The sequence below is a fragment of the Stenotrophomonas sp. CS3K5 genome, assembly GCF_059515225.1.
On record NZ_JCAKRX010000001.1, the window covers coordinates 271142 to 297936 of the forward strand.

At 65.4% G+C, this 26795-nt stretch carries 16 protein-coding genes; 6 read left to right on the top strand and 10 right to left on the bottom strand.

Annotated features, from left to right (window positions below; all coding sequences use genetic code 11):
* Positions 1 to 12 precede the first annotated feature (12 nt).
* Positions 13 to 1038, top strand: coding sequence for an ACR3 family arsenite efflux transporter (gene arsB, locus AC5YGJ_RS01240; protein ID WP_496185608.1), 1026 nt, complete (start codon positions 13 to 15; stop codon positions 1036 to 1038).
* Between the two features lie 15 nt (positions 1039 to 1053).
* Here the strand turns inward: arsB and AC5YGJ_RS01245 are convergent, their stop codons facing one another.
* A complete protein-coding gene (locus AC5YGJ_RS01245) occupies positions 1054 to 2061 on the bottom strand; it encodes a LacI family DNA-binding transcriptional regulator (RefSeq protein WP_249844739.1) in 1008 nt (335 codons plus the stop codon).
* A 92-nt stretch (positions 2062 to 2153) separates the two neighbouring features.
* On the opposite strand from AC5YGJ_RS01245, the gene AC5YGJ_RS01250 reads away from it, so the two are divergent.
* Genes AC5YGJ_RS01250 through AC5YGJ_RS01270 form a run of 5 tightly spaced genes read left to right on the top strand, consistent with a single transcriptional unit; the run spans position 2154 to position 6789 of the window.
* Entirely contained in the window at positions 2154 to 3206 is a 1053-nt protein-coding gene (locus AC5YGJ_RS01250; RefSeq protein WP_249844740.1) for a sugar phosphate isomerase/epimerase family protein, read from the top strand.
* A 27-nt stretch (positions 3207 to 3233) separates the two neighbouring features.
* Positions 3234 to 4451, top strand: a complete 1218-nt coding sequence (locus AC5YGJ_RS01255; protein ID WP_496185492.1) for a nucleoside permease — start codon at positions 3234 to 3236, stop codon at positions 4449 to 4451.
* A gap of 12 nt (positions 4452 to 4463) precedes the next feature.
* Positions 4464 to 5588: a Gfo/Idh/MocA family protein gene (locus tag AC5YGJ_RS01260; protein ID WP_496185493.1), complete on the top strand. Its 1125-nt coding sequence runs from the start codon at positions 4464 to 4466 to the stop codon at positions 5586 to 5588.
* 19 nt (positions 5589 to 5607) lie between these two features.
* The gene (locus AC5YGJ_RS01265; protein WP_496185494.1) at positions 5608 to 6474 is read left to right on the top strand and encodes a sugar phosphate isomerase/epimerase family protein; all 867 of its coding nucleotides are present in this window, start codon (positions 5608 to 5610) and stop codon (positions 6472 to 6474) included.
* An 18-nt stretch (positions 6475 to 6492) separates the two neighbouring features.
* Positions 6493 to 6789: a c-type cytochrome gene (locus tag AC5YGJ_RS01270; RefSeq protein ID WP_309334638.1), complete on the top strand. Its 297-nt coding sequence runs from the start codon at positions 6493 to 6495 to the stop codon at positions 6787 to 6789.
* A 10-nt stretch (positions 6790 to 6799) separates the two neighbouring features.
* On the opposite strand, the gene AC5YGJ_RS01275 is transcribed toward AC5YGJ_RS01270, so the two are convergent.
* The 9 genes from AC5YGJ_RS01275 to AC5YGJ_RS01315 form a co-directional block, all read right to left on the bottom strand.
* On the bottom strand, positions 6800 to 7573 hold the full coding sequence (locus AC5YGJ_RS01275) for a 3-keto-disaccharide hydrolase (RefSeq protein ID WP_496185495.1): 774 nt from the start codon (positions 7571 to 7573) through the stop codon (positions 6800 to 6802).
* The gene (locus AC5YGJ_RS01280; RefSeq protein WP_409461078.1) at positions 7558 to 8133 is read right to left on the bottom strand and encodes a gluconate 2-dehydrogenase subunit 3 family protein; all 576 of its coding nucleotides are present in this window, start codon (positions 8131 to 8133) and stop codon (positions 7558 to 7560) included. Before AC5YGJ_RS01280 ends, AC5YGJ_RS01275 begins: the two co-directional genes overlap by 16 nt.
* Positions 8133 to 9818, bottom strand: a complete 1686-nt coding sequence (locus AC5YGJ_RS01285) for a GMC oxidoreductase (protein WP_496185496.1) — start codon at positions 9816 to 9818, stop codon at positions 8133 to 8135. Before AC5YGJ_RS01285 ends, AC5YGJ_RS01280 begins: the two co-directional genes overlap by 1 nt.
* Before the next feature lie 27 nt (positions 9819 to 9845).
* Positions 9846 to 10742, bottom strand: coding sequence for a hydroxypyruvate isomerase family protein (locus tag AC5YGJ_RS01290; RefSeq protein WP_496185497.1), 897 nt, complete (start codon positions 10740 to 10742; stop codon positions 9846 to 9848).
* 202 nt (positions 10743 to 10944) lie between these two features.
* Positions 10945 to 11511, bottom strand: coding sequence for a single-stranded DNA-binding protein (locus AC5YGJ_RS01295; RefSeq protein WP_496185498.1), 567 nt, complete (start codon positions 11509 to 11511; stop codon positions 10945 to 10947).
* 193 nt (positions 11512 to 11704) lie between these two features.
* Positions 11705 to 12256, bottom strand: coding sequence for a toxin-activating lysine-acyltransferase (locus tag AC5YGJ_RS01300; protein WP_496185499.1), 552 nt, complete (start codon positions 12254 to 12256; stop codon positions 11705 to 11707).
* Positions 12253 to 23595, bottom strand: coding sequence for an SPM autocatalytic domain-containing protein (locus tag AC5YGJ_RS01305; RefSeq protein WP_496185500.1), 11343 nt, complete (start codon positions 23593 to 23595; stop codon positions 12253 to 12255). The genes AC5YGJ_RS01300 and AC5YGJ_RS01305 overlap by 4 nt, the downstream gene beginning before the upstream one ends.
* 1186 nt (positions 23596 to 24781) lie before the next feature.
* Entirely contained in the window at positions 24782 to 25402 is a 621-nt protein-coding gene (locus AC5YGJ_RS01310; protein ID WP_496185501.1) for a hypothetical protein, read from the bottom strand.
* Entirely contained in the window at positions 25399 to 26793 is a 1395-nt protein-coding gene (locus AC5YGJ_RS01315; RefSeq protein WP_496185502.1) for an HlyD family type I secretion periplasmic adaptor subunit, read from the bottom strand. The genes AC5YGJ_RS01310 and AC5YGJ_RS01315 overlap by 4 nt, the downstream gene beginning before the upstream one ends.
* Positions 26794 to 26795: the final 2 nt, after the last annotated feature.

A 26795-nucleotide genomic window follows, 5' to 3' on the forward strand; every position in this document is an offset into this window, starting at 1 on the left:
CGTCCCGCTCCGATGGGGCGCTTCGAACGCCACCTCACCTTGTGGGTCGCATTGTGCATCGCGGCGGGCACCGCACTGGGCCATTTCCTGCCCGCTGCATTTGCCGCGCTGGCGCGCACCGAAGTGGCCAGGGTCAACCTGCCGATGGCGGTGCTGATCTGGCTGATGATCATCCCGATGCTGCTGAAGGTCGACTTCGGCGCGATGCGCCAGGTCGGCCAGCACTGGAAGGGCATCGGCGTGACGCTGTTCATCAACTGGGCAGTCAAGCCGTTCTCGATGGCGCTGCTGGGCTGGCTGTTCCTGCGCCATGCCTTCGCCGGCTGGCTACCGCCCGGGGAGGTCGACAGCTACATCGCCGGCCTGATCCTGTTGGCGGCAGCGCCGTGCACGGCGATGGTGTTCGTGTGGAGCAACCTGTGCCGCGGCGATGCCAACTTCACGCTGAGCCAGGTGGCGCTGAACGACGCGATCATGGTGGTGGCCTATGCGCCGGTGGTGGCGTTGCTGCTGGGCCTGTCGGCCATCAGCGTGCCGTGGAATACGCTGATCCTGTCGGTGGGCCTGTACATCATCGCGCCGGTGATCGCTGCCTCAGTGCTGCGCCGCATGCTGCTGGCGCGTCGTGGCCAGGACGGCCTGCAGGCCGTGCTGCGCGCGCTCGGCCCGCTGTCGCTGGCCGCGCTGCTGCTGACCCTGCTGCTGTTGTTCGGCTTCCAGGGCCGCCAGATCGTGCAGCAGCCGCTGGTCATCGCGCTGATCGCGGTGCCGATCCTGATCCAGGTGTACTTCAACGCAGGGCTGGCCTACCTGTTGAACCGGCAGCTGGGCGTTGCCCATTGCGTGGCCGGTCCGTCGGCGCTGATCGGCGCCAGCAACTTCTTCGAACTGGCCGTGGCGACCGCGGTGGGCCTGTTCGGCGTGCATTCCGGTGCAGCACTGGCGACGGTGGTCGGCGTGCTGATCGAGGTACCGGTGATGCTGTCGGTGGTCCGCATCGTCAATGCGTCGCAACGCTGGTACGAGCGCAGGCGCTGATCGTGCGCCCCGCCCTCACCCGCGCCGTGGCGCGGCCGTCGAGCCCCGCACCATCAGGCTGAACTCCAGCGTCTGCTGAAGCGGCACATCGGCACGCTCGATGATGGCCAGCAGCAGGTTGACCGCGCGCTCGCCGATTTCCCGCATCGGTTGCCGGATGGTGGTCAGTGGCGGCGTGAGGTAACGCGACGAAGCCAGATCATCGAAGCCGACGATGGACAGGTCATCGGGTACGCGGATGCCCAGATCGCGGCAGGCCGCCAGGGCCCCCAGCGCCATCTGGTCGCTGAAGCAGAATATCGCCGTCGGTGCGGGCGTGGCGGCCAGCAGCGCCGTCGCCGCGGCATGGCCGGAATCGACCGAGAAATCGCCCGGCACGATGTTCAGCTGGCGCAGGCGCCCGCGCGCCCTGGCGGCAGCCCGCACTCCTTCCAGGCGCTGCTGGTGCAGCGGGTTGTCGGGCGGCCCGCCGACCACGGCGATCCGCTCGTGGCCCAGCGCATACAGGTGTTCCATCACCGCGCGTGCGGCGGCCGCATTGTCGATGTGGACGCTGGGCAGCCCGAGCGCTGGGTCGAACTCGCAGCCATTGACCACCGGTGCGGCGGCCCCCTGCTGCTCGACGATGGCGCGTGCGGTGGGCGGCAGGCGATGCCCGAGCACGATCATGCCGTCGGCCTCGTTGCGACGGAGCATCTGTGCATAGCGCTCCTCGCGGTCGGGTTGGTCCTGGGTATCGCCCAGCAATACCGCGTAGCCGAGCGCCTGCGCGGCGTCTTCGGCACCCTGCAGGATCTGCGCGAAGAACGGGTTGGCGATGTCCGGCACGGTGACCAGGATCTTGCCGCTGCGCTGGGTCTTGAGCGTCCGCGCGACCGTGTTGGGTACATAGCCCAGCGCGGCGGCGGCCTGCTCGATGCGGGTGCGCGTGGCCGGCAGTACCTTGTCCGGCCGCGAAAGCGCGCGCGACACGGTGCCGGCGGAGACGCCGACGTGCTTTGCAATGTCGTAGATGGTGGCCATGGCGTTAGTCCTCTCCGCTGTGCAGTGCACAACAGCTCCTGCGTGCGCCCCTGCTAGGATAATGCAATCGATTGCATCGAGGGCGAATCCTCTTGAAGACGCTCAAGGGTCCCGCGCTGTTCCTGGCGCAGTTCATCGGCGACACAGCTCCTTTTGATCGACTGGACACGCTGGCCGGCTGGGCCGCGGGCCTGGGCTATTCTGGCGTACAAGTCCCCACCAACGCGCCCCACCTGTTCGATCTGGCCGAGGCCGCGCGCAGCCAGACCTACTGCGATGACATCGCCGGCATGCTGGCCGGGCACGGGCTGCAGATCACCGAGCTGTCCACCCACCTGCAAGGGCAGCTGGTGGCCGTCCACCCCGCCTACGACAGCCTGTTCGACGGGTTTGCGCCGGCGGACAAGCGCGGCGATCCGGAGGCACGGCAGGCCTGGGCGGTAGAGCAGCTGCTGCTGGCGGCCCAGGCCAGCCGGAACCTCGGGCTGAGCGCGCATGCCACCTTCTCCGGCGCGTTGGCCTGGCCCTACTTCTACCCCTGGCCGCAGCGCCCCCACGGCCTGGTGGAAGAAGCCTTCGCCGAACTCGGCCGCCGCTGGCGGCCCATCCTCGATGCGTTCGATGCCTGCGGCGTCGATCTGTGTTTCGAAATCCACCCGGGCGAAGACCTGCACGACGGCGCAACCTTCGAGCGTTTCCTCGAGGTGGTCGACCAGCATCCACGCGCGAAGATCCTGTACGACCCCAGCCATCTGCTGCTGCAGCAGCTGGACTACCTCGGCTTCATCGATCGTTATCACGACCGCATCGGCATCTTCCACGTCAAGGATGCCGAGTACCGCCCCAGCGCGCGCAGCGGCGTGTATGGCGGCTACCAGGACTGGATCGATCGCCCGGGGCGGTTCCGCTCGTTGGGCGATGGCCAGATCGACTTCAAGGCGATCTTCTCGAAGTTCGCGCAGTACGACTTCCCGGGCTGGGCCGTGCTCGAATGGGAGTGCTGCCTGAAGCACCCGGAAGACGGCGCACGCGAGGGCGTGGCCTTCATCCGCGACCACATTATCCGTGTGACCGAACGCGCTTTCGACGACTTCGCCGACAGCGGCACCGACACCGCTTCTCTGCACCGCATGCTGGGAATCTGAGCCATTACCGCCCCGGGAGGGCAAGCCATGACGCACGCCATGTCGCGCTTGGGCGCGATGATGTTCCTGCAGTTCTTCATCTGGGGCGCCTGGTTCGTGACCCTGGGCACCTACCTGGTGCAGGGCCCGCTGCAGGCCAGCGCGAGCCAGGTGGCCACCGCCTTCCTCAGCCAGTCGATCGGTGCGATCGTCGCGCCGTTCCTGGTCGGGCTGATCGCAGACCGCTACTTCGCCGCGCAGCGCATCCTGGCGGTGCTGCACCTGGCCGGCGCGGTGCTGCTCTGGCTGGCCTCCACCGCGAGCAGCTTCAGCACGTTCTCCGCCTGCGTGATGGGCTACATGCTGCTGTTCATGCCGACACTGGCGCTGGCCAACAGCGTGGCGATGCGTCACATGCAGTCGCCGGAAAAGCAGTTCCCGCTGGTGCGCGTGGCCGGCAGCGTCGGCTGGATCGTGGCCGGTGTGCTGATCGGCTGGCTGGGCTGGGAACAGGCACACCGGCTCGAACTCACCTTCCAGATGGCGGCCGTGGCATCGCTGGTGCTGGGGCTCTACGCGTTCACCCTGCCGCACACGCCGCCGCTGGCCCGGCAGCGCGACGCGGGGCTGGGGCAGATCCTGGGGCTGGATTCGCTGCGGCTGCTGAAGTCGCGCTCGTACCTGGTGTTCTTCCTGGCCTCCATCGCCATCTGCATCCCGCTGGCGTTCTACTACAACTTCACCAACCCCTACCTCAACGACCTCGGCGTACGTGGCGCTGCCGGCCTGCAATCGCTGGGCCAGGTGTCCGAAGTGCTGTTGATGCTCGCCATGCCGTTCCTGTTCGTGCGGCTGGGGGTGAAAACGATGCTGGCCGTTGGCATGGCCGCGTGGGTGCTGCGCTATGCCCTGTTCGCCTTCGGCGATGCCGGCAGCGGCTTCCCGCTGCTGGTGATCGGCATCGTGCTGCACGGCATCTGCTACGACTTCTTCTTCGTTACCGGCCAGATCTATACCGATGCACATGCCGGCCCCGACGCGCGCAGCAGTGCACAGGGCTTCATCACCCTGGCCACCTATGGCGTGGGCATGCTGATCGGCACCTTCCTGTCCGGCGCGGTGGTGGAGCACTTCACCACCGCAGCAGGACCGGACTGGCAGCAGATCTGGCTGTTCCCGGCCGCTGTTGCACTGGTCGTGCTGATCGCGTTCCTGCTGCTGTTCCGCGACCGGCCGGTCGCTGCTGCCGCCCCCTCCACTCCCTGAGGACGCTTGCCGATGCCAACACCTGGAATCGCCATCATCGGAACCGGCATGATCGGCGCCGTGCACCGCCGTGCGGCGCTGCTGGCCGGTGCCCGGATCTGCGGTGTTGCCGGCTCTTCGCTGGACCGTGCACGCGAGGTTGCGCATTCGTGGAATGTCGCGCGCGCCTATCGGGATATCGAAGAGGTCATCGCCGATCCACAGGTGCAGGTCGTGCACATCTGCACGCCCAACCACCTCCACCGGCCGATGGCACAAGCCGTGCTGGAAGCGGGCAAGCACGTGATCTGCGAGAAGCCGCTGGCCACCACCCTGGCCGATGCGCAGGCGCTGGCGGCGCTGGCCGCCTCGCGCGGCCTTGTCGCCACGATTCCCTTCGTCTACCGCTACCATCCTGTGGTGCGCGAGGCGCGCGCGCGCATTGCACAGGGCGAACTGGGGCCGTTGCACCTGATCCACGGCAGCTACCTGCAGGACTGGCTGCTGGACCCGGCCAGCAACAACTGGCGCGTGGACCCGGCACTGGGGGGTGCCTCCCGCGTGTTCGCCGACATCGGCTCGCACTGGTGCGATCTGGTGGAATGGGTCAGCGGCGAACGCTTCACCGAGGTCAGCGCGGCGTTCGACACCGTGATCAGCGAGCGCGGCGCCGGCACCGCGCAGAGCTTCAGCCCCCCGGCCGCCGGCGGCACGCTGCAGACGGTGGCCAGCGAAGATGTGGCGATGGCCCTGTTCAGGACCGGCGCCGGCACGCTGGCATCGTTGACGACCAGCCAGGTCTCGGCCGGGCGGCACAATCGGCTCTGGTTCGAGATCGATGGTGCCCGCGCCAGCGTGGCCTTCAACCAGGAAGATGCAGAGCGGTTGTGGATCGGCCGGCCCGACCAGCGCGAGGAAATCTTCGTGCGCGGCCCGAGCGCGGGATGTGCCGATCAGCGGCGGTTGTCGGTGCTGCCGGCCGGGCACGCGCAGGGCTACAGCGCATGCTTCGATGCATTTGTCGCCGACACCTATCGCGCCATCGACGGCGAACGCGCCGAGGGCCTGCCGACCTTCGACGACGGCGTGCGCTCAGCGCGGATCGTTGACCGCGTCATCGCATCGGCCAGGACGCGCGCCTGGACCACCATCGACTGAACCCCGGGAGGAACGCCTGATGAAAGCCACTGTCCGCCGAACCGCAGCGCTCGCACTTCTGCTGATGGCTGCCCTGCCCGCCTTTGCAGGACAAGCCGTCGCCGCGCAGAAGCCCATTGCGGTGCAGATGTACTCGCTGCGCAATGCCGGATCGCTCGACCAGCAGTTGAAGATCGTCCACGACGCCGGCGTACATGCAGTGGAAACAGTCGGCACGCAGGGCGTCAGCGCCAGCGAACTCAAGCAGCTGCTGGACCGGTATTCAATCAGGGCCATCTCGTCGCACGTGGCGCTGGCCGAACTGCGCCGGGACCTGGACGGCGTGGTGGCCTTCAATCGCTCGATCGGCAACACCACGCTGGTGGTGCCTTACCTGGATGCGAAGGACCGGCCGACCGATGCGGCGGGCTGGACCGCACTGGGCCAGGAGCTGGGCCGCCTCGCCAGACAGGTGCGCGCCAAGGGCATGCGCCTGGCCTACCACAACCACGACTTCGAACTGGCCGACGTCAACGGAACGACCGGCCTGGAACGGCTGTTTGCCGCCGCCGGACCTGACCTGCAGACCGAGCTGGACCTGGCCTGGGTGGCACGCGCCGGCCACGACCCGGCCGTGATGCTGGGCAAGTTCCGCGGCCGCCTGTTCGCGGTGCACGCCAAGGACAATGCGCCCAAGGGCCAGGCCGAGGACGAAGGTGGATTCGCCGCCGTCGGCCAGGGCGTCCTGGACTGGAATGCGATCCTGCCGGCCGCATCCGCCGCCGGCGTGCAGTGGTACATCCTCGAGCACGACCAGCCGCGCGATCCGGCCAAGGTGATCCAGACCGGCGCGGACTACCTGCGTGAACACCTGACTGTCAGCCCGCCAGCCGGCGCACAGCGCTAGCCCGCGAAGGAGACTCGCTTGAAGACGATACTGAAACTGGCGGTGATGCTGTGCGGCGCAACGCTTGCGACCACCGGGTGGAGCAAGGACGATCCGGCTGCCGGCGCCAAGCTCTACAGCGCGAACTGCACCGCCTGTCATGGTGCGGATCGCGCCGGCATGCCGGGGGCGTTCCCCGCGCTCACCGATATCGGCAAGCGCCTGGACGGCGCGCAGATCAAGGACAAGATCCGGAAAGGCGGCGGACTGATGCCGCCGTTTCCACAGCTGTCGCAGCAGGAGATCGACGACATCGCCAGTTACCTGGCGAAGTAGTCGGTCGGCTTTACAGCTCGCGCACCCAGATGTTGCGGTAGCTGACCTTCGAATCGTGCTCCTGCAGATAGAGCGGCGCGCAGGCATGGGGCGAGTACGACGGTGCGCCGATGTACTCGGTCTTGCCCGCCAGCACGATGTCGTCCTGCACCAGCACGCCGTTGTGCAGCACGGTGATGCGCGCGGGCGAGACGAGCCCGCCGCCCGGCGAGAAGCGCGGGGCCTTCCAGATGATGTCGTAGGCCTGCCACTGCCCCGGCGCCCGTGAGGCATTCACCAACGGCAGGGCCTGCTTGTAGATCGAGCCGGCCTGGCCGTTGGCGTAGGTCGGGTTGTTGTAGCTGTCGAGCACCTGCAGCTCGTACAGTCCCTGCAGGAAGATGCCGCTGTTGCCGCGGTTCTGGCCATCGAAGCCCTGGGTTTCGACCGGCGTGCGCCACTCGACATGCAGCTGCACATCGCAGAAGCCCTGCCGGGTGCGGATGCCCTTGCTGCCCGGCACCACGGTCATCGCGCCGTCGGCGACGGTCCAGGGCACCCGCCCGCCCTGCTCGGACTCCCAGCGCGAAAGATCCTTGCCATCGAACAGCACGATCGCGTCGGAAGGCGCGGCGCCCGCCGGCGTGGCCACGATCGCCGGCACGGGTGACCACACTTCGGTCTTCTTCGGATCACGCGCAGGATCGGCAGCGGCCTGCGCGAACGCAGGTGCAGCGGCGAACACCCCAGCTGCGATCCATAGAGGCTTGATCCTCATGGTGCGTTCCATCAGCTGGTCCCCCATGCAGGGGTACCGGGAACATAGGCCAGATCGCCGTCGTAGCGCCCTGGCACGGCAACGTACTGCAGCACCCCGGTCGCACCGACCTTGGAGGTGAAGAAGCCGAAGATGGCCAACTGCTTGATCATCGTGAAGTAATGCGGCATTGCTTCGCCCTCCTCGGCGGTGCCGGTCTCGGTCACCTCGGCAGGGCGCGCCCTGGCCTCCGCGTCCAGAACACGCAGCAGTTCGGTGCGGGCCTCCGGTGTGAGTGAGACGAAGCGGCCGCCGGCGCGTTTGTCGATGTCAGCCAGCCCGGCGCGGAACGTGGCCTGCTGCCGGGCGGTGTAGCAGTCGCTGACGAACGTCGCCATGAATGCGCCGGCGCCGGCGTCCTTCGCCCCTGGCGTCCGGGTCCGCGGCAGGATGGTCTCGGCGATCTCATCGAGCATGCCGACATCGGCGTCGGAAAAATGGACCTGTGTGGGTGCAGCCGCCCCCTGCCCGTGCACCAGCGCTGGCAGGCCCACCATCGCCGCTCCGGTGGCGGCCACGATCATCTTCAGCAGTTCGCGCCGATCCATCACAGGTTCCCCGCTTTCAGTTCGCGCACGGCGTGGTCGGCGGCGCGCGCGGTCAAGGCCATGTAGGTCAGTGAGGGGTTCACGCAGGCGCTGGAGGTCATGCAGGCACCGTCGGTCACGTAGACGTTGGGCGCGTCCCAGACCTGGTTGTGCGCGTTCAGTACCGAGCTCTTCCGGTCACGGCCCATGCGTGCGGTTCCCATTTCATGGATGCCCTTGCCCGGCGCGTAGTCGTTGTCGTGCATCTTCACGTCCTTGACCCCGGCCGCCTCCAGCATCTCGGCGGCATCGGCGGCCATGTCCTTGCGCATGGCCAGTTCGTTGGCGCGCATGGCAACGTCCATCGCCAGCACCGGCAGCCCCCACTTGTCCTTGCGCTGCCGATCCAGGCGGATCGTGTTGTCGTGGTGCGGCAGCATCTCGCCGAAGCCGGTCATGCCGATGCGCCAGTCACCGGGCACGGTCAGCGCCTCCTTCAGGTCGGCACCGATGTTCAATTCGGCGATCTCGCGCGACCAGCCGGTGCGGCTGGCGCCGCCCTGGTAGCCGAACCCACGCAGGTAGCCACGCTTTTCGGCGGCGATGTTGCGGAAGCGGGGAATGTAGAAACCGCAGGGGCGACGCCCGAAGTAGTACTTGTCCTCGTAGCCCTCGACGCGGCCGGAGGCGCCGGCACCGAAGTGATGGTCCATCACGTTGTGTCCCAGTTCGCCCGAGGAGGAGCCCAGCCCGCCGTCCCAGACATCGGTGGCCGAGTTCATCAGCAGCCAGGTCGAGTTGAATGACGACGCATTGAGGAAAATGACCTTGGCGGTGTACTGGTAGGTCTGCCCGGTTTCGGCGTCGATGACCTCCACGCCGCGCGCGCGCTTGCGGTCCTTGTCGTAGAGCACTTCCTTGACGATCGAGAACGGCCGCAGTGTCAGGTTGCCGGTCTTCATCGCCGCCGGCAGCGTCGCCGCCTGGGTCGAGAAGTAGGCACCGAACGGGCAGCCCAGGATGCACTTGTTGCGGTACTGGCAGTTGACGCGGCCCTGCTCGGGCATCGGCTTGGTGATGTTGGCGGTGCGCGAGTGGATCAGGTGCCGCGTTCCGCCAAACGCCTTCTTGATCCGCGCAGCTACATCCTTCTCGACGATGTTCAACGGAATCGGTGGCAGAAACTCACCGTCCGGCAGCACATCCAGACCTTCGCGTGTGCCGGCGATACCGGCGAATCTCTCCACATGGTCATACCAGGGCGCGATGTCGGCATAGCGGATCGGCCAGTCGGTGGCGATGCCGTCCTTGAGGTTCGCTTCGAAATCCAGGTCGGAGAAGCGATAGCTCTGGCGGCCCCACATCAGCGAGCGGCCGCCGACGTGGTAGCCGCGGAACCAGTCGAACCGCTTGGTCTCGATATAGGGCGATTCCTGCTCGTTGGCCCACATCCCTTCCAGGTTCTCGGCCAGGCCGTAGTCGCGCATCAGCACCGGGAAGTCGGCCTTCATCGCCTGCGTTGGCCGGTTGCGATGCGGGAAATCCCATGCCTCCTTCATCGCATTGACGTAGTCCTTGACGTGCTCGATATTGCGCCCGCGTTCGAGCATCAGGACCTTCAGGCCCTTTTCGGTCAGTTCCTTTGCCGCCCAACCGCCACTGATTCCCGAGCCAACAACGATGGCGTCGTAGTGATTATCTGCCATGGGTTTCTCACCTGGGTGGATATCGTTTCAGACGTCGCAGAGGCGGATCGCCTCGCGCAATGAGCCAACCGGGTCCGGCGCGACAGGCATGAATTCCTGGGCCAGATACCCCTCGTAGCCGCTGTCGCGGATCGCGCGACAGATGGCCGGATAGTTCAGTTCCTGCTGGTCACCGATCTCATGCCGGCCCGGCACACCCGCGGTGTGGTAGTGCTTGAAGAACGCGTGATGCCTGCCGATGGTGGCAATGATGTCGCCTTCCATGATCTGCATGTGATAGATGTCGTAGAGCAGGCCGAAGTTGTCCGAGCCCAGCCGCTGGCACAGCTCCACTCCCCAGGCCGAGTGGTCGCACAGGTAGTCGTGATGATCGACCCGGGAGTTCAACAACTCCATCACCAGCACCACGCCACGCTTCTCGGCGTGCCCGAGGATGCGCTTGAGCCCGGCCTCGGCAGTGGCGATGCCTTCCTGCGGGTCCATGCCGTTGCGGTTGCCCGAGAAGCAGATGAGATTGCGATAGCCGGCATCGGCCACCAGGTCGATGTGCCGCGTGTAGCGCTCCACCAGCTGATCGTGGAACTGGCGGCCGGCAAAGCCCTTGGTCAGGCCCAGCTCCGCGCCATTGCACATCGAGCTGTACACGCCATGGGCTTTCAGCGTGGGCCAGTCTTCGGGGCCGACCAGATCGATGGCGGCGAAGCCGATGCGCTTCACCGTTTGGCAGAGCTGGGCCACCGACAGCTGCGGGAACGTCCAGCGCGCCACGGAGTGCTTCAGGTTGCTCTTCAGCGGTGCATCGGCGGCGAATGCGGGCAGCGTGCCCGCCGCCCCCAGGCCAATGCTGCCGGCCACGGCGAGACGCAACGCATCACGGCGCGTAAGCCCCGGGGATGGGCCGGGTTTGATCGTAGGGATGGACATCCACCTTCCGGCCTCCCAACCGGCATCAAACGCTGAGGATTTGCCGCAATGCAATCGATTGCACCATAGGGGAGGAAATTGTCTGTTTGCAAGTCGCAGTGCACGAAAATCAATGCTGCGGGGCACCACTGCGATGACATCGCGGAAAAAGAAAAGCCCCGCATGTGCGGGGCTTTCCTTTCTGCTGCAGGCGCGCGTTCGATCAGAACGGAATATCGTCGTCAGCGAAGTCGTCCATCGGCGGCGCCTGCTGCGGCTGCGGGCGCTGGTTGCCGCCCTGGTTGCCGTAGCCACCGCCCTGGTTGCCGCCCTGGTTGCCATAGCCGCCGCCCTGGCCACCACGCTGGCCACCACCACCGCCGTACTCCTGGCGCGGGGCCTGCTGGCGCTGCGGGCGATCGCCGCCGTAGTTACCGCCACCACCGCCGCCTTCACCGCGGCCGCCCAGCATCTGCATTTCATCGGCGACGATGTCGGTGGAGTACTTCTCCACGCCGTCCTGGCCGGTGTACTTGTCGTAGCGCAGGCTGCCTTCGACGTAAACCGAGCTGCCCTTGCGCAGGTACTCGCCGGCGATCTCGCCGAGCTTGCCGAAGAACACCACGCGGTGCCATTCAGTGCGTTCCTGCTGGTTGCCATCCTTGTCCTTGCGGACGCTGGTGGTGGCCAGGCTGATGCGGGTGATCGCCATGCCGCTCTGGGTGTACTTCACGTCCGGGTCGTTGCCGAGGTTGCCGACCAGGATGACCTTGTTGATGCCGCGCGCCATAGGTAAGTGATTCCATTGTCCGGGGGCCGGTGCCTGTGATAGCACACAGCCGGAGTTGCCGAAACCCGGCCGCCCATGGTGGGCACTGCCAGAAAACCTGCATTCTACCACCCCACCCCCGCCGCACCGAGCGCCCTGGCGCCGGCCACGCCCTCCGCCCGGGTGGCGGGAGGGCGCTCCGGCAGCCACCGGATCAGGCCGCCTGCGACGGCACGCCTCCAAGCGTGACCCTGTCCCGGCGCCCGGTCACCGGGTCGGTGCGATGCATGGACAGGCTTCGCCCGGCAAACGGGCCGGTCAGCAGGTCACCCAGCATGGCTTCGGCCAGGCCGTTGCCGGGCTGCGCAAACGGGGTGATGAACTCGACCAGCCACAGGCGGTCGCCACTGTTCCACTCCTCCAGTTCCAGCCGCTGTCCCTGCTCCAGCTTGCGCTCGGCGTCCTCGGACAGGTTGGCCCAGATTGCCACTCCCAGCGGCAGCTGCTCCAGTGCCTGCCGGGTGAGCCCGGCAAACACCGGGCTGGCTTCGTCCAGGCCCGGCAACGGTGGCAGGGTGCCAAACCGGAACACCCGGAACTGCTCCTTCAGTATCGGTGGCATGAACGACCATTCCAGGTCTTTGAGCGGCATCTCCCGGTGCAGCGGCGACTGCGACAGCAGCCAGACGATCTGGCCCAGGGCTTCGGCAACGGTGCGCGGGGCGCCTTCGGCCGGGGCCGAAGAGGGGGTCGTGGACGTCATCATGCTTGCGAGATCCTGTAGTCGGGAATGGCGGTCAACAGTTCCAGCGCAGCCGGATCGCGTGCGGCCGTGCTGATGCCCTGTGCGTAGGGCTGGGCGTCGAAGGTGGACATCGCTTCAATCATCTGGAACCGCTTCTTCTGTGCCAGCGCCAGATTGTCATGCAACGCCGAGCGTTGTGCCGCCGGGCCGGAAGGAATGTCCTCCTCGATGGCCGGGCGTTCGGCGGAACGTGGTGCGGCCTGCAGGCGTTCGGCTGCGGTGGGCGCTGGGGCGGCAAAGCGGTCGCCCGCACCGACCCCTGCCGGCGCCGCGGTCGGCACCGGCGGGTCGCCGGCCATGGCAACACGCGGATCACCGCCACGGCGCTTCACCCGTCCGGAGGCAGCGTCACCACTGCCTTGGTCGCGCCCGTTCCGGCCCGCGCCGGCATTCAGATCCAGCCCATCGCCATCAAGACCTTCTTCGCGCTCGCCAAAGGCGAAGAACATGTCCGACAGGGCCGCCTGGCTGCCATCAGTGCGGGTGTATTGGCCGTTGGCGTAGGTGGTGTTGTCCGGCGAGGTGCCCGGCGTCTGCCCGGTGCGCTGCGCGTCGAGATTGATCGATGCCACGCCGGCCTGCTGCAACGTCAGCAGCTCACCGGTCTGGCTGATGCCATCACGGTTGGCATCCCGCCAGACCTGGAACTCGCCGAAGCGCGCATCGCCGGCATCCAGGCGCCGGTCGCCGTTGCTGTCATACGCCGCCAGGCCCTCAAGGTCGGAGCGCGCGCCTTCCCGATCCATCGTGAAGGAAATCTCGGCGCCGGAATCGATCGTGCCGTTGCGGTTGCGGTCAAGCACCAGCAGACCGTCATGCGGCCCGACCCAGCCGGTCAGGTCGCGCACGCCATCACCGTCCATGTCGAAGCGGGTGGCACTTTGGGCCCAGCCCACGGTTTCCACGCCGTCGCCGTCCAGATCGAGAACCACAGGGCCGAGGCGAGCGCCGAACTCGTTGACGACGAACTTGACCGGGTCGCTCCACAGGCCGGCACTGTCCACCGACTGGACGACGATCTCGTACCAGGTGTCGTAGTAGGTCTCCTGGTAATAACCCGCACCGCTACCGCGCGGGTCGCCCCAATTGCCTTCATTGACCTGGCGCCGGTTGCCGCGGTTGGCGATACGGGTGGCAATCGTGCCGTTGTAGTAATAGCCGGTGAGGAACCCGTCGCCGGAGATTGCACGCGTGGTCGTTCCATAGTCGTAGTAGAACGTCTCGTTGGTGTACGTATCCCAGTACTGCGCGGTCACACTGAGAATCTCCACCGCACTGGTGATCACCACGCTGCTGTAGAAATCTTCCTGGTCACTTCCCCAGAGCACGTAGACGAAGTTGCTGTCCTGCGTGTAGACCAGCGTTGGTTTCTCATTGACGTTCTGTACGTTGATCGTCACCCAGGTGCTGCTGGACGCGCCGGCGCGGTCGGTCACCGTCACCTGGATCTGGTGGCTCTGTGCGCTTTCAAAGTCCAGCTGCCCGTGCAGCGCGATCTGGCCGGTGGTGGCATTGATGCCGAACAGGTTGCTGGCACCGCCGGTGATGGCGAAACGATGGTCGCGGTTGTACCACTGGCTGTCCGGGTCGGACCAGTTGGTGAACTGGAAGACGGTCTGGCCGGCGCCCGGCGCCGATTCGGCCAGCGTCACGCTTTGGCCCCAGGTCGTGGGCGCCTCGTTGACGTCCTCGATACGCACCGTGATCTCGCGGTTGCCCGACACCAGCGCGCCGTCTGTCGCACGCACCGTGACGTTGTAATACGCCTCAAGCTGGCCATCGCCATCGCCGTCGATCAGCTGCAGGTACGGCGCCACGGCCTCGAAATCGAAGCTGTTCACGTTGTACTTGAGCTGGTTGCCGGAGATCACGAACCAGGCAAACGGGTCGTTGATGATCTGGTACGAGGGCGCGGTTCCATCCGGGTCGGACGAAGACAAGGTCGCCACCACCTGCCCCGACACGCCGGTGTTCTCGGCGGTGAGCGCCACGTGCTGCACGACATCCGGCGTGCGCGGTGCCTCGTTGACGTTGGACACCCCGACCTGGAACACCTGGTCGCGGGTCGCGCCGTGGCTGTCGGTCACCCGCACCGTGATCGCATGCGACGTGGCGGCCTCGTAATCCAGCAGCCCGCCATTGGCGACGCTCAGCACACCGGCCGCGGTGATGGCAAAGCGGCCGCCGGCATTGTTGACCAGGGTGAAGGTCAGGCCGTCGGTCGCATCCTGGTCCTGGCCACTGAACTTGCCGACCTCGGTACCGTTGCCCGAGTTCTCGGCGATGCTGAGCGTACGGTCGGCAGTGATGCCATGAGGCGCGTCGTTGACGTCCTCCAGGCGCACGGTGATGGTGCGCGCACCGGCCGAGGTCAACCCACCTGATACGGCCTTCACCGACACCGAGTACACCACCTCCTGTCGGCCGTCGCTGTCGGCATCGCTCAGCGTCATGCCGGCGGCCTTCAGCGCCTCGAAGTCCAGCACCAGGCCATCGCGGAACTTGAGCTGGTTGCCGACCAGGGTGAACCAGCCGCGCGAGTCTCCCTCCAGCACATAGCTGTAGCTGCCATTTCCGCCGCTGGAGGACAGGTTGGCAATCACCACGCCGCCCAACGCGGCATTTTCGGCAGCGATGGCCACCGGCTGGCTGGACACCGTCGGTATTGCCGGGGCTTCATCGACGTTGGTCACCGCCACGGTGAAGGTCTTGTCGCGGCTGAGGCCACCGGCGTCGGTCACGCGCACCACAATCTGATGCGACGTGTTGGTCTCGTAGTCGAGCAGGCTGGCATTGGCCACCGTCAGCACGCCCGCCGCGGAAATCGCAAAGCGGCCACCCGCATTGTCGGTCAGGCTGAAGGTGAAGCCATCGTTGTCCGCGTCGACGCGGGCGAAGTTGCCCAGCACCGTGCCATTGGCCACCGGCGCATCCGCCGTGGATTCGACCGTGCTCAACGCCCGGTCGACCGTGATGTCGGTCGGACGCGCGTTGATGGTGACCGACAGGGTCTGCGTCTTGCTGCTGGTCAGGCCGGTGGCGGTCTCCTTGGCGATGGCGGTCACGGTCAGCGCCGCAGTGCCGGTCAGGTCGGCCGACCACGTGGCCGGGCCGACCAGCGCAAGGCCGGCCAGCTGCGCCGGCGTCAGCGACCACACGCCGTTGCCCAGGTTCGTTCCCTTGTTCAGGGTCAGCCCGGTCGGAAGGTTGGAGATGCGGATCTCCAGGGTCTCAGAACCATCGGTGTCGGTGAGGGCAGCCTGCACGTCCAGCGTCAGCGATCCGCCATCAAGCGTCTTGCCCACCTGTACGGCACGAGTAATCACAGGCGCGTCCACTACCGGCACCACATTCATGAAGAACACGCGCTCGGTCACCAGCCCACCGGCATCGGTTGCGACCAGCTTGATCGCAACGCGTCCGCTGGCGTTGCCCTTCGGCACCAGCGTCACCGTACGCTCGCCGTTGGCCCCCGCAGTGATGCTCGGAGTATTCATCCAGGCCACCACCGTCGTGAGGTCAGTGGCATCCACCGCCACGGCACGTACGGTGACCCCGGAGGCCGGGGTCAGGTCATCACCGACGGTGAACTGCAGGACGACCTGCCCATCCTCGTTGATCGACTGATCCGGCACGATGCTGATCGATGGCAGGCCGTTGCCATCCCAGTAGTGCCGCCACTGGTTCTCGAACGTGCCGTCGGCATGCAATGCCTGATAGGCCGCGACCGTGGCCGGCTTGGCGCGACCGGCCATCAGCGTGACCAGTGCCTCTGCATTGATCGTGCTGCTGGCGTGCTCGCCGGCCAGGAAGAAATCGATCTTGTAGTTGGCGCGATCATTGGCATTGGTGGTCGTGAACCAGCCCTTGATCGTGGTCACCACGCTGGTGCCGATCACCGAGATCACCAGGTCATCGCCGGTACGGCTGAACCACAGGTCATTGCGGCTTATGTCGCGATAGCCGATGACGTCGATATCGTCGCCACTGGAGTCGTAGTTGCGGATTTCGTCGGCACCGGAGTTGCGGTCGATCAAGTAGACGTCGCTATCATCGCCACCAATCAGGATGTCGTTACCTGCGCCTCCATACAGGGTGTCATTGCCGGCCTGCGCATCGAGCAGGTCGTCACCATCACCTCCATACAGCGTGTCGTTGCCAGCGCCTCCGTAGAGCTTGTCGTTGCCAGCGCCACCCTCGATGTAATCATCTCCCGCGCCACCAGTGATCACGTCGTCGAACCCACTGCCGATCACGCGCTCGAACGCATCTTCCAGCACATCGCCGGCGGCCGCGCCGCCATGTGTTCCGGTAGCCAGGTTCAGCACGATGCCCGCCGTTGCCGAAGCATAGGTCAGCGTATCGACGCCTGCCCCCCCGGACAGCGTGTCGGCACCGGCGCCACCCTCAAGAAGGTCGTCACCATCGCCACCGCGCAGGATGTCGTTGCCGAGGCCGCCCTTCAGCGTGTCATTGCCGATGCCACCTTCCAGCAGATCGTTGCCGGCACCGCCATCGAGAATGTCGTTCCCTGCATCGCCATACAGACGGTCATCGCCGTCTTCGCCATACAGGTTGTCATCGCCGTCACCGCCACGCAGTTCGTCGATGCCCGCGCCACCGTACAGGGTATCGCGACCGAGCTCGCCCCACAGTTTGTCGTCGCCGGCGTCACCGCGCAGGGTGTCATCGCCATCGCCACCGTACAGATCGTCATTGCCACCGCCACCGTTGATGGTGTCGTTGCCGCCCAACCCCTGGATCACGTCGCGGTTGGCCTGGCCGACCAGTGTTTCGCCGGCTGCGGTGCCGTACAGATAGTCATCGCGGTTGACGACTGTGAACACCAGCTGCTTGCTGACGCTCAATCCGGCGCCGCCACGATCGGTTGCCGTGACGGTCACCGTCACCGTGCTTCCCGCTTCATAGTCGACGATCGCGCCCGCCTTCAGGCGCAGCTGGTTGCCGTTGACGATCTCGAAACGGCTGTCCGAAACGCTGTAGGCCATGGTGGCGAAGTCGCTGCCCGCCACGGTGTCCGGATCGGTGGACGACAGCGTGCCCAGCAGGATCGCGGGCAGCGCTGTGCCAGTGGCCACCCGATCAGTTTCGTTGAAGCTGGTGGTTGTGGCCGCGAATGCCACGGCGGTTGGTGCTTCGTTTTCGTCTTCGATGGCATAGGTGAAGCTGAGGGTTCCGGCCGACGCCAGCTCGCCGTCGAATGCCCTGACACTGGCGGTCAGCAGCACTTCCTTGATGCCATCGCCATCCAGGTCGACCAGGGTCGCGCCCTGCGCTGTGGCCAACGCCTCGAAGTCGATCGCAACGCCCGAACGCACGCGCACCTGGTTGCCCACCACCTCCAGCAGACCGCCCGGGTTGGTCACCAGCTGCAGGGTCGGCGTGGTCTTGTCGGGGTCCCCGATCACGAAGGTGCCCACCACCGTACCGCCGCCCGTCTTTTCACCGGCCAGTACGGGCGCGGTGTTCGGTGGCCGCGTCGGCGTGAACGGCGCCTCGTTGACGTTGCGCACGTCGATCTTGAAGTCCTTCTCGAACCACGCGCCGGCACCGTCGGTCACGCGCACCCGGATGGTGTGCGCGGTGGCGGTTTCATAGTCCAGCTTGGTGCCATCACGAACGCTGAGCGTGCCATCGGCGGTGATCTTGAAGCGCCCGCCGCCATCATTGATCAGGGTGAAGGTGGCCGTATCTTCCGCGCCGTCGCGATCGACATGGCCGAAGCGGCCCAGCGACAGGTTGTTGGCGGCGTTCTCGTCCAACGCCAGCGGCCCCGCCGCGAGGATGTCGCTGGGCGCGTCGTTGACCGAGCGCACCACCAGATCCACCACCTGGTCGGCGGTATTGCCGTCGGCATCGGTGACCCGGACCACGAAACGATCGTTGCCGTGGCGGTCCGCCGCCGGCGTGTAGACCCAGGCGCCGGTGGCTGCATTGAGCGCGACGGTCCCCATACCGGGTGCGGTGATCACCGTGTATCCGGTGATGTTCCCGTCATGGTCGACGGCATTGACGCTGCCACTGAGCGGCACGTCCTCATCGGTGGCCAGGTACTGCGTTTCGACCAGTGGTGCCGGCTTGCTCGAGTTCTGCCAGTAGCTGCCGAGCAGGCCCTGCAAGCTGGAGGACATCCCAGCCGGCACGGACGCCGACTCTGCCGCCATTGCCGCAAGCAGCGGCTCGGCGTGGGCAAGGAACAGCGAGCCTGCACCGGTCGTGATCTCGGTGATCCGGCTGGCGCCGGTGTAGTAGCCCGCGATGGTGATCCGGGTGCTGCCCCCGATCACGCTGACCAGCAGATCGTTGCCCACCTTCTGCAGCCAGACCTCCTGGTTGGCCACGTTCTGCAGCACGATGCGATTGACGCCCAGTGCGTCTTCGATGCGGTCGTTGCCACCCTCCCGATCGAACAGGTAGGCGTCATTGCCATCCCCGCCCCGCAGCAGGTCGTTGCCGGCCTCACCGGCCAGGGTGTCGTTGCCGGTCCCGCCATCCAGCAGGTCGTCGCCTGTGCCGCCCACCAGGGTATCGTTGCCGGCCTCGCCGTAAAGCTGATCGTCTCCGTCCTGGCCCCCCAGGGTGTCATTACCTTCGCCGCCCCAGGCCTTGTCGTTGCCTACATCGCCGCTGATCTGGTCGTCGCCCAGCCCACCGTAAAGCTCGTCAGCACCCGCGCCACCGGCCAGCACATCGTTGCCCGCGCCACCTTCAAGTCGGTCATCGCCGGCATCGCCGGACAACGCATCGTTGCCGTCGCCGCCCATCAGGGTGTCGTTGCCATCACCACCGATGAGCACGTCATCGCCCCCACGCCCATCCAGCCAGTCGTTGCCGCCCAGCCCGATCAGGCGATTCGCGCGTGAATCACCACTGATGGTATCGGCGAAGCCGTCGCTGCCAACCACGTTCTCCAGCGTGCTGACGCCGTTGACTGCAACCAGGGTATCGCCATCGGCATGCCCGCCCGACAGCGTGCCTGCGGCGAGGTCCAGCACCAGCGAGGCGGTGGACGTCACATAGCGGACGGTATCGCCATAGGCTTCACCCGCCACCGCCGCCTGCCCGAGGCTGATGCGATCGCTGCCGCCGTCGAGGATGTCGGCACCTGCGCCGCCCTCCAGCGTGTCGTCGCCGTCGCCGCCCCGCAGCGTGTCATTGCCATCTCCACCCGCCAGCACGTCGTGACCTGCAAGACCCGTAAGCGTGTCCGCGCCATCGGACCCGAACAATACATCGTCACTCGCGCTACCGCCTTGGGAAAGCTGGCGGAACTGGCGCAGATCCAGCACCAGTCCGTCCTTCAACTGCATGAACTCGACGCGACGCTGGGCATTCGTGTGATTGGCAAGCTTGATCGTACCGTTCTGTGCGGCGAAGACATCCACCTGGAGCGTCGTCCCGCTCAGTGCCAACCGAAGATTGGAGAGGCTTAGCCCTGCTCCCAGTACCAGCGTATCCTGGCCCCCGTCGGTGGTCTGGAACACTTCGCGCACGATCTGTTGCCCATTTGGCCCGTTTCGCCAGGTCGATGAACGGAACTGCGCCTGCGCCGATGGCCACGTGGTGGAGGCTGGCGCGTTCGCCACTGGGGCGTCAAACAGGAAGTCCACCTTGTCCACGCTCTGGTAGACAACAGTGCCGGATGCGATCTCCTTGACCGTCAACCGATACTGATGCTTGTTGCCCGCGGTTGTCTCGCCAAGGCCCAGATACTCCCAGGACGCCGTGTAGGCTGATCCCAACGTCCCTGAGCTGGACATCACCTCATCCAGATAGAAAGCGCCTTCATAGATGACATCACTACCGTCGCCGATGTTGTACTCATAGGCATCGTCGCCCTCACCGCCGTACAGCGCATCCGCGCCACCACCACCACGCAGCACATCCGCACCGATGCTGCCGCCAAGCCGGTCGGCGCCGGCACCGCCCTCGATACCCTCGATGCTGCTGTAGGCATCGCCCTTGGCGTCGCCGGTATTGGCGAACGTGCCTTCCAGGTATACGCGCACCGCCGCACTTCCCGCGTAAGAGGCGATGTCCACGCCACCGCCACCGAACAGGGTGTCCGCGCCGGCACCGCCGTGGAGCAGATCATCGCCCTGGCCACCGTACAGGATGTCGTCACCCGCACCACCACGCAGCGTATCGTCGCCTTCGTTGCCCATCAGCAGATCATTGCCCGCGCCGGCGTCGATGACGTCATCGCCACCGTTGCCGGTCAACCAGTCCTTGCCAGCCGTACCGGCAATGGTGTCATTGCCATCGCCGCCTCCCAGCAGAGTCATGTCGGTGAGCGCATGGCGGCCGGTCGCGGCAAACACCATATTCTCGATCGATCCACCCAACGCATACCAGTCCTTGATCGTGATCCGGTCACTGGACGCCGAGAGGCGCTCCTTCTCACCATCGCGGCCGATCACCAGGCGCAGGTCATTGCCATCGCGCTGCAACATCACATCCTGGATGTCGATGCCAACGCCAAACTCCAGCGAATCAACACCCGCGTTGCGCGCAATCAGGCCATTGAGCGCGCCCTTGTGCCGGCGCAGCACCTGCGCCTCATCATTCCAGTCGTTGTGGCTGATCCAGGTGGAGCCATCGAAGTAGACCACGCCATCCTTGCTGACAGTGCCATCGGCATTGCGCACATAGCCGTTGACGTAGGCACCCTTCTCCCAGACCAGATCCCAGTTGTCGACATAGTCGTCCATGACAATGTCGTCGCCATCGCCGCGTTGGTAGCGGAAGACGTCATCGCCTTCACCGCCCACCACTTCGTCGTTGCCACGGCCGCCGACCACCAGGTCCGAACCCGTGCCGCCATATACACGGTCATTGCCATCGTCGCCAAACACCGTGTCGTTGCCCGCGCCGCCCAGCACCTGGTCGTTGCCCGAGCCGCCCATCACCCAGTCCTGGTCGCCATCACCGGCGACGAAGTCGTCGCCCGAGCCACCATTGCCGAAGTCATTGCCAGCCAGGCCGCGGATCTCGTCGTTGCCGGCGCCGCCATACAGGAAGTCCGCACCGTAAGTGCCCAGGATCACATCCGAGCCACCCGTGCCGATGATGTACGAGGTCATGTCGCCGATGCGGATGTCCTCACCATCGGCAAACCGCAGCCACTCCACGCGATGCGAGGATTCGAACCAGTCCTTGATGGTCAGCTCGTCGCCGGTGAAGATCACGTTGCCGGCGGCGTCATAGCTGACCAGGGCAATGATCAGGTCGTTGCCGGCACCGCTGGCCGAGGAGCGACGCATCTGGATGTTCTGCAGCGACAGGCCGGTGCCGAACACGATCGCGTCCTCACCGCCCTTCACCGAACCGTTGACCTCGTACTCGCCACCACCGGCCCAGTTGCGCGCCAGCTGTCCATTGGCGATCTTGGCGAGGCGGTCATTCAGGCTGTCGCCACTGCCGCGGATGGCCCCCGCCCCCTCTTCGTCGTAGACCACATCGCGGCCGTCACCGAGCCGGAACAGGTACTGGTCCGCGCCGCCCCCACCGAACAGGCGCGCTTCGCCATTGGCACCCCGGTCATCGCCGGCGCCACCGGCGATGATGTCACCACCCTCGCCACCCACCAGCAGGTCGTTGCCAGCGCCACCTTCCAGCCAGTCCGAACCGGTGCTGCCATACAGGCGATCATCGCCGGCACCACCGTCAAGGTAGTTACCGTTGCCACCACGCGCAGCGATCGCCAGCGCCTGTGCGCCGGCATCACCGATGGCGAAGTTCACATTGGTGACATTGCCGGCGAACAGCACGTCATTGCCGTCCCCGCCAAACAGCCAGTCATCGAGCAGGCCACCCACCAGGGTGTCGTTGCCACTGCCGCCGAGCAGATCGTTGCCAAGGTCTCCACCTTGGACCAGATCGTTGCCGGCACCAGCATCAATGACCGCAGCGATGCCGATGCGATGGGTGGCCGGGGCGGCCTTGCCATTGATCAGCAGGCCGGTGGTGCTGGACAGCGTGGCACCATTGACGATGATGCTGTCGTTGCCGGTGCCACCGAGGATGCGATCCTTGTCTGCGGTGACGATGGTGTCGCCAATAGAGAGGAGCTCCTCGCCGCTCCATCCCATGAACAGGAACTTCCGGCCACTCGAACTGTCAAGCGATGCAACGACGTTCGCCGCATTCAGGCCTACGCCATTCAGCTCCCCATCGGGCAACTGATCCATCCATGCCGCAAATCCTCCTACCCAGTCAGTCGATGCACGCTTGTTCAACCCAAGTTCTGTGGCACGCGCAAATGTGATAGCCCATTGTGCTGCCAGTCCGCTTTCCGGAGCGCCGGCAATGAGCGCGTTGATCTGGAAGGGGTCCATCAGATAGCGCCCGTAGTCGGCCGCCATCGCAAGATCCCCGACCAGAGACGTCACGTTGAACTCACGCGAAGACGGCAGCATCCCCAGGTGTTGCACGAGGGCGCGCTTGATATGGATGTCGCCGCCGATCATCTTCCCGGCAAGATTGGTCAGTGCCAGTGCCGATCCGTATCCGATCAGCTCTTCCGCGCTGGAGAACGCGACGGGAGCCGCCGACCAGTATCGATACTCCTTTCCATACGCGCCAAAGGTGCCCCCATCGACAGAGCTACCAGAGGCTACCCGGCTTCCGGACAATTTCAGCACAGCATTGAGATTCTCCGCCACGGCACTGGCGAGGATCTTCGCACCGGCCTTGGAGCCACCGGAGCGTGACCGCACTCCGCTGATGACGAAGCTCTCCGATGTCTCTTCCCAGCTGACCGTGGCCCACGACCGCGGCTTTCCACTTGAGAAGAACGAGCCGATCAGTCCTCCCAGGATGTAGCCGACCAATGCGCCGACTGCCGCACCGATCGCGCCGTATGCCGCCCCACCCACTTTACTGCCCGCTGCAGCCCATGTCGTCGCCGCAGATGCACCGACATAAGCACCAATGGCCGATCCCACCTGCGCACCGATCTGGCCACCGATGGTATCGAACTCTACCAGGCTGGCACCGATGCGCGCGCCGACATAAGCCCCCACCGCATTGAACAGCTGGGCGGATCTGATGCCATTGAACAGGCTGATGTTCGCGCCATTGGAAATCGCTGCCGCGTTCTGGATGATCTGCGCGATCGCCGCCGACGCGACGGTTTGCCCCAGTTCGCCAAGCGTTCCTTCAATACCAAGCGAGCTGATCAGCTCTGCGGCCAGATAGGAGGAGATCGCACCCACACCTGCACTGCGCAAGTTGGCCTGGAACTCTTCCGGAAGGTCGTCAAGGACGTTCTGGACCACTCCCGACGGAAGCGTTACAGACACACCGCCGGCTTGGATGGCCTCTGCCAGATTCTCACCGACGGTTGTCAGGATGGTGGAACTCAGCACCCGCCATGCAGGATCCTTGATACGCAGTGCCGAAGAAACGGCGCCGCCGATGGCTCCGCCGAGCCCACCCGCCAAGGCAATCTTCTGCAGGAGCCCATCGTCGGCATTGAACAGCCAACTCAATGCATACGGGGAGTTCCAGCCGGGTGTCGCTGAGCCCTTGCGCGTGATGGTCGTCCAGTTGTTCGGACCATCCGAGATTCCCAGGGTTTCACTGTTCCCGGTGAAATAGAAGCCCGATGCCTCCAGCTTTGCTCTGTCCACTCCGAGTGCTGCAAAATCGATGGTCAGCGCATTGGGCTTTCCGGCCCCCAAGATGCGGCGATACTCGGATTCGTAATACAGAATCCTGTTGATCGCTCCGAGCGTGTAGTACTCGTGATAGCTCAGATTGGCGTTCGGGCCGAGCTTTGAACGTGGATCATCGAAGTAGCATACGGCCACCGCTTCGATGTTGGCCGCTGTCTGTTGCAGAACGAGATTCTGATCAAGCACGATCCCGGGGGCAGTTTCGTAAAGCCCGCTGGGCAACCTTGTTACGCAGTCCGGGCGCACGAAGTACATGCGCTCCAACAGCGCCTGGCGATCAATTGGCTTGCCCCCATTGCTGGCAACCATTTCATTGCGGACAGCATTCCACCCGTTGATTGTTGCGACGGCCTCGTTGGCACGTGCTGCAAGCACATAGTTCTTGATCGCTATGGTGTAGTTGCGATCCGAATCACGGAACTGCGACAGATTGATCACTACATTCGAGAAATTCCCGGAAGCAGCATCGACAGCACCACTGAACAAGCCATGCCCGATCTCATGACCTAGCGTGGATCTCAGGTTGTCCATCACTGCCGTGCCAACGCCTCTGGAAAGCGCATTCCTTGACAGCCGCATGACCCCGTCGTCGAGATGCCCGCCCTCGCTGGCACTCTCCGGAAGAAGTTCAATCGCCTTCAGCTTCCCTTGAAGCGCCGCGCGATTGAACTGCAGGATGAGCTGCGGGGAGCCCTCCAGTGCTCTCTGAATCAGATTCGCGGCGCGCAGCGATTCGCCACCTCGCGCCCTGAGAATATCGAGAATCGACTTCAACTGCGAATTGAATTCAGCCATTTCCCTGCTCCGATGGTTCGACCTGGATGCTCTCCACACAGGATTCGCCGCTGACGGATCCAGTGGGGACGTAAGTGATCACGACCACGGGCAGATGTGGTCGAGAAAAAAAATGTATGCGAGGCGAGCCTGGCGGCACCTGGGGACGCGTGTGATCAAAGCCGTTTCTTCTCAGCCGATCGTCAAACTCCGCGAAAGAGAAGGTGCAGTACCCTGGCACGCGGCGGCCTTGCTCCCCCACTACGTAGAACGCAACGACGTTCCCGCCATTGGGGCGCTCTCTGGATTCAATCCAGTAGCTCCAGCCTTCGCGAACCTTGGCGTCTATCCGCAACACACCAGTGCGGTAAGGCGAGGGCGCCATGGGGCGAGCGGAAAGACGATTCCAGCTCGAGCTCGAGATCCCCTTGAATCCGGGTACTGCCCGCTGTTCGGACAGCAGGCTGACAATCCGCTGGGAGAGAAGGTCGGCACTGATATCTCCAGAGGGTGCCGGCTTGCGCTTGGTGATCTCGGCGGCCATGGCATTGGCAGGCACGATCAGGATCATTCCAAGCAGGAAGCCGCCCGCTTCCCCAATGAACATCTGCCTCAAGCCTTTGAACAGGCTCATCGCTCCCTCCCCGCCTCCTGCACGCGCCGCGACAGCGGCGACAGCAGGTATTCAATGATGCGGCGGTCACCGGTCTTGATCTCGGCCGTGGCGGCCAGGCCCGGCGCCAGCGCGCGGCGTCGGCCATCCACTTCGATCCAGGGCCGCAGCAGGCGTACGCGCGCCGGATAGCGCAGCCCTTCCTTCTCGGTCTGCACGGCATCACGGCCCACCGTTTCGACAACGCCATCCACCACGCCGTAGCGCGTGAACGGATAGGCTTCCAGCTTCACCTCCACCGGCTGCCCGTCGCGGACGAAGCCGGCATCGCGGTTGGGCAGCATGGCGTCGACCACCAGTTCGCCATCGTGCGGCACCAGCACCATCAGCGGATCGGCCGGCTTCACCACACCGCCGATGGTATGCACCTGCAGCTGCTGCACCACGCCGGTCACCGGCGCGCGCAGCACCGTATGCCCGGCCTTGTCATGGGCCTTTTTCAGTTCTTCGGCGCGCAGCACGCGCGCTGCTTCGGCCTCGGTCAATGCATCCAGCGCTTCGCGGGCGAACTCGCTGCGGCTCTTGCTCATCTGCTGGCTGGCGGCCTGTTGCGCAGCGGCGGCCTTGCGCTGTTCCTCGCGGCGGATCGCCAGGTCCTGGCGCATGCCCACCACCCGCTCCTTCACTTCTGCCACCTGCAACCGCGGCACGTAGTTGTCGCGGCTCAGTTCCTCCAGCTTGTTCAGCTGGTCGGTGGCCAACGGCAGCTGTTCTTCCAGCTTGGCGATCTCGGCCAGGATCATGCCGTGCTCGCCGTCGCGCTGGCTGCGCTCCTGCTGCAGGCCGCCTACGGTGGAATCGAACTCGCGCTGCTTGGCGGCCACCAGTGCCTGCTGGATGGCCACGATGCTGTCAGGCGTCCCCTGCGGAGCGACGAAGCGGCCGGCGCGGCCGGCAACGTGGTCCACCACGGCCTGTGCGCGTGCCACGTCGATCTGCGCGGTCAGCAGCGCCTGGCGCGCCTGTTCGACTTCGGCATGGCTGACGGTCGGGTCCAGCTCCAGCAGCGGCGTCCCCGCCTTCACCGGCTGTCCTTCTACCACGTGGATCGCCCGGACCACGCCCTGGTCCGCGGCCTGGATCACCTTCACGTTGCCACGCGGAATCACCTTGCCTTCGGCCACCGCCACCATGTCCAGGCGGCCCAGGCACGCCCACAACAGCGCGATGGCCAGGAAGGCGATCAGCAGCCAGAGCACGGTGCGGCCAATGGGGTTTGGTGGCTTTTCCAGAACCTCCAGCGCGGCAGGCAGGAAGTCTGGTGCGGCCGAGCTGCGCAGGTCCGGCTGCGCACGCTCTGCACGCAGGCTCTCGCGCAGGATGGCCAGGTGATGCCTCAGTCCTTTCAACATGC

Coding starts and splice junctions, on each gene's coding strand:
- arsB (WP_496185608.1), top strand. CDS start 13: ATGGGGCGCTTCGAACGCCACCTCACCTTGTGGGTCGCATTGTGCATC.
- AC5YGJ_RS01245 (WP_249844739.1), bottom strand. CDS start 2,061: ATGGCCACCATCTACGACATTGCAAAGCACGTCGGCGTCTCCGCCGGC.
- AC5YGJ_RS01255 (WP_496185492.1), top strand. CDS start 3,234: ATGACGCACGCCATGTCGCGCTTGGGCGCGATGATGTTCCTGCAGTTC.
- AC5YGJ_RS01260 (WP_496185493.1), top strand. CDS start 4,464: ATGCCAACACCTGGAATCGCCATCATCGGAACCGGCATGATCGGCGCC.
- AC5YGJ_RS01265 (WP_496185494.1), top strand. CDS start 5,608: ATGAAAGCCACTGTCCGCCGAACCGCAGCGCTCGCACTTCTGCTGATG.
- AC5YGJ_RS01275 (WP_496185495.1), bottom strand. CDS start 7,573: ATGGGGGACCAGCTGATGGAACGCACCATGAGGATCAAGCCTCTATGG.
- AC5YGJ_RS01280 (WP_409461078.1), bottom strand. CDS start 8,133: ATGGATCGGCGCGAACTGCTGAAGATGATCGTGGCCGCCACCGGAGCG.
- AC5YGJ_RS01285 (WP_496185496.1), bottom strand. CDS start 9,818: ATGGCAGATAATCACTACGACGCCATCGTTGTTGGCTCGGGAATCAGT.
- AC5YGJ_RS01290 (WP_496185497.1), bottom strand. CDS start 10,742: ATGTCCATCCCTACGATCAAACCCGGCCCATCCCCGGGGCTTACGCGC.
- AC5YGJ_RS01295 (WP_496185498.1), bottom strand. CDS start 11,511: ATGGCGCGCGGCATCAACAAGGTCATCCTGGTCGGCAACCTCGGCAAC.
- AC5YGJ_RS01300 (WP_496185499.1), bottom strand. CDS start 12,256: ATGATGACGTCCACGACCCCCTCTTCGGCCCCGGCCGAAGGCGCCCCG.
- AC5YGJ_RS01310 (WP_496185501.1), bottom strand. CDS start 25,402: ATGAGCCTGTTCAAAGGCTTGAGGCAGATGTTCATTGGGGAAGCGGGC.
- AC5YGJ_RS01315 (WP_496185502.1), bottom strand. CDS start 26,793: ATGTTGAAAGGACTGAGGCATCACCTGGCCATCCTGCGCGAGAGCCTG.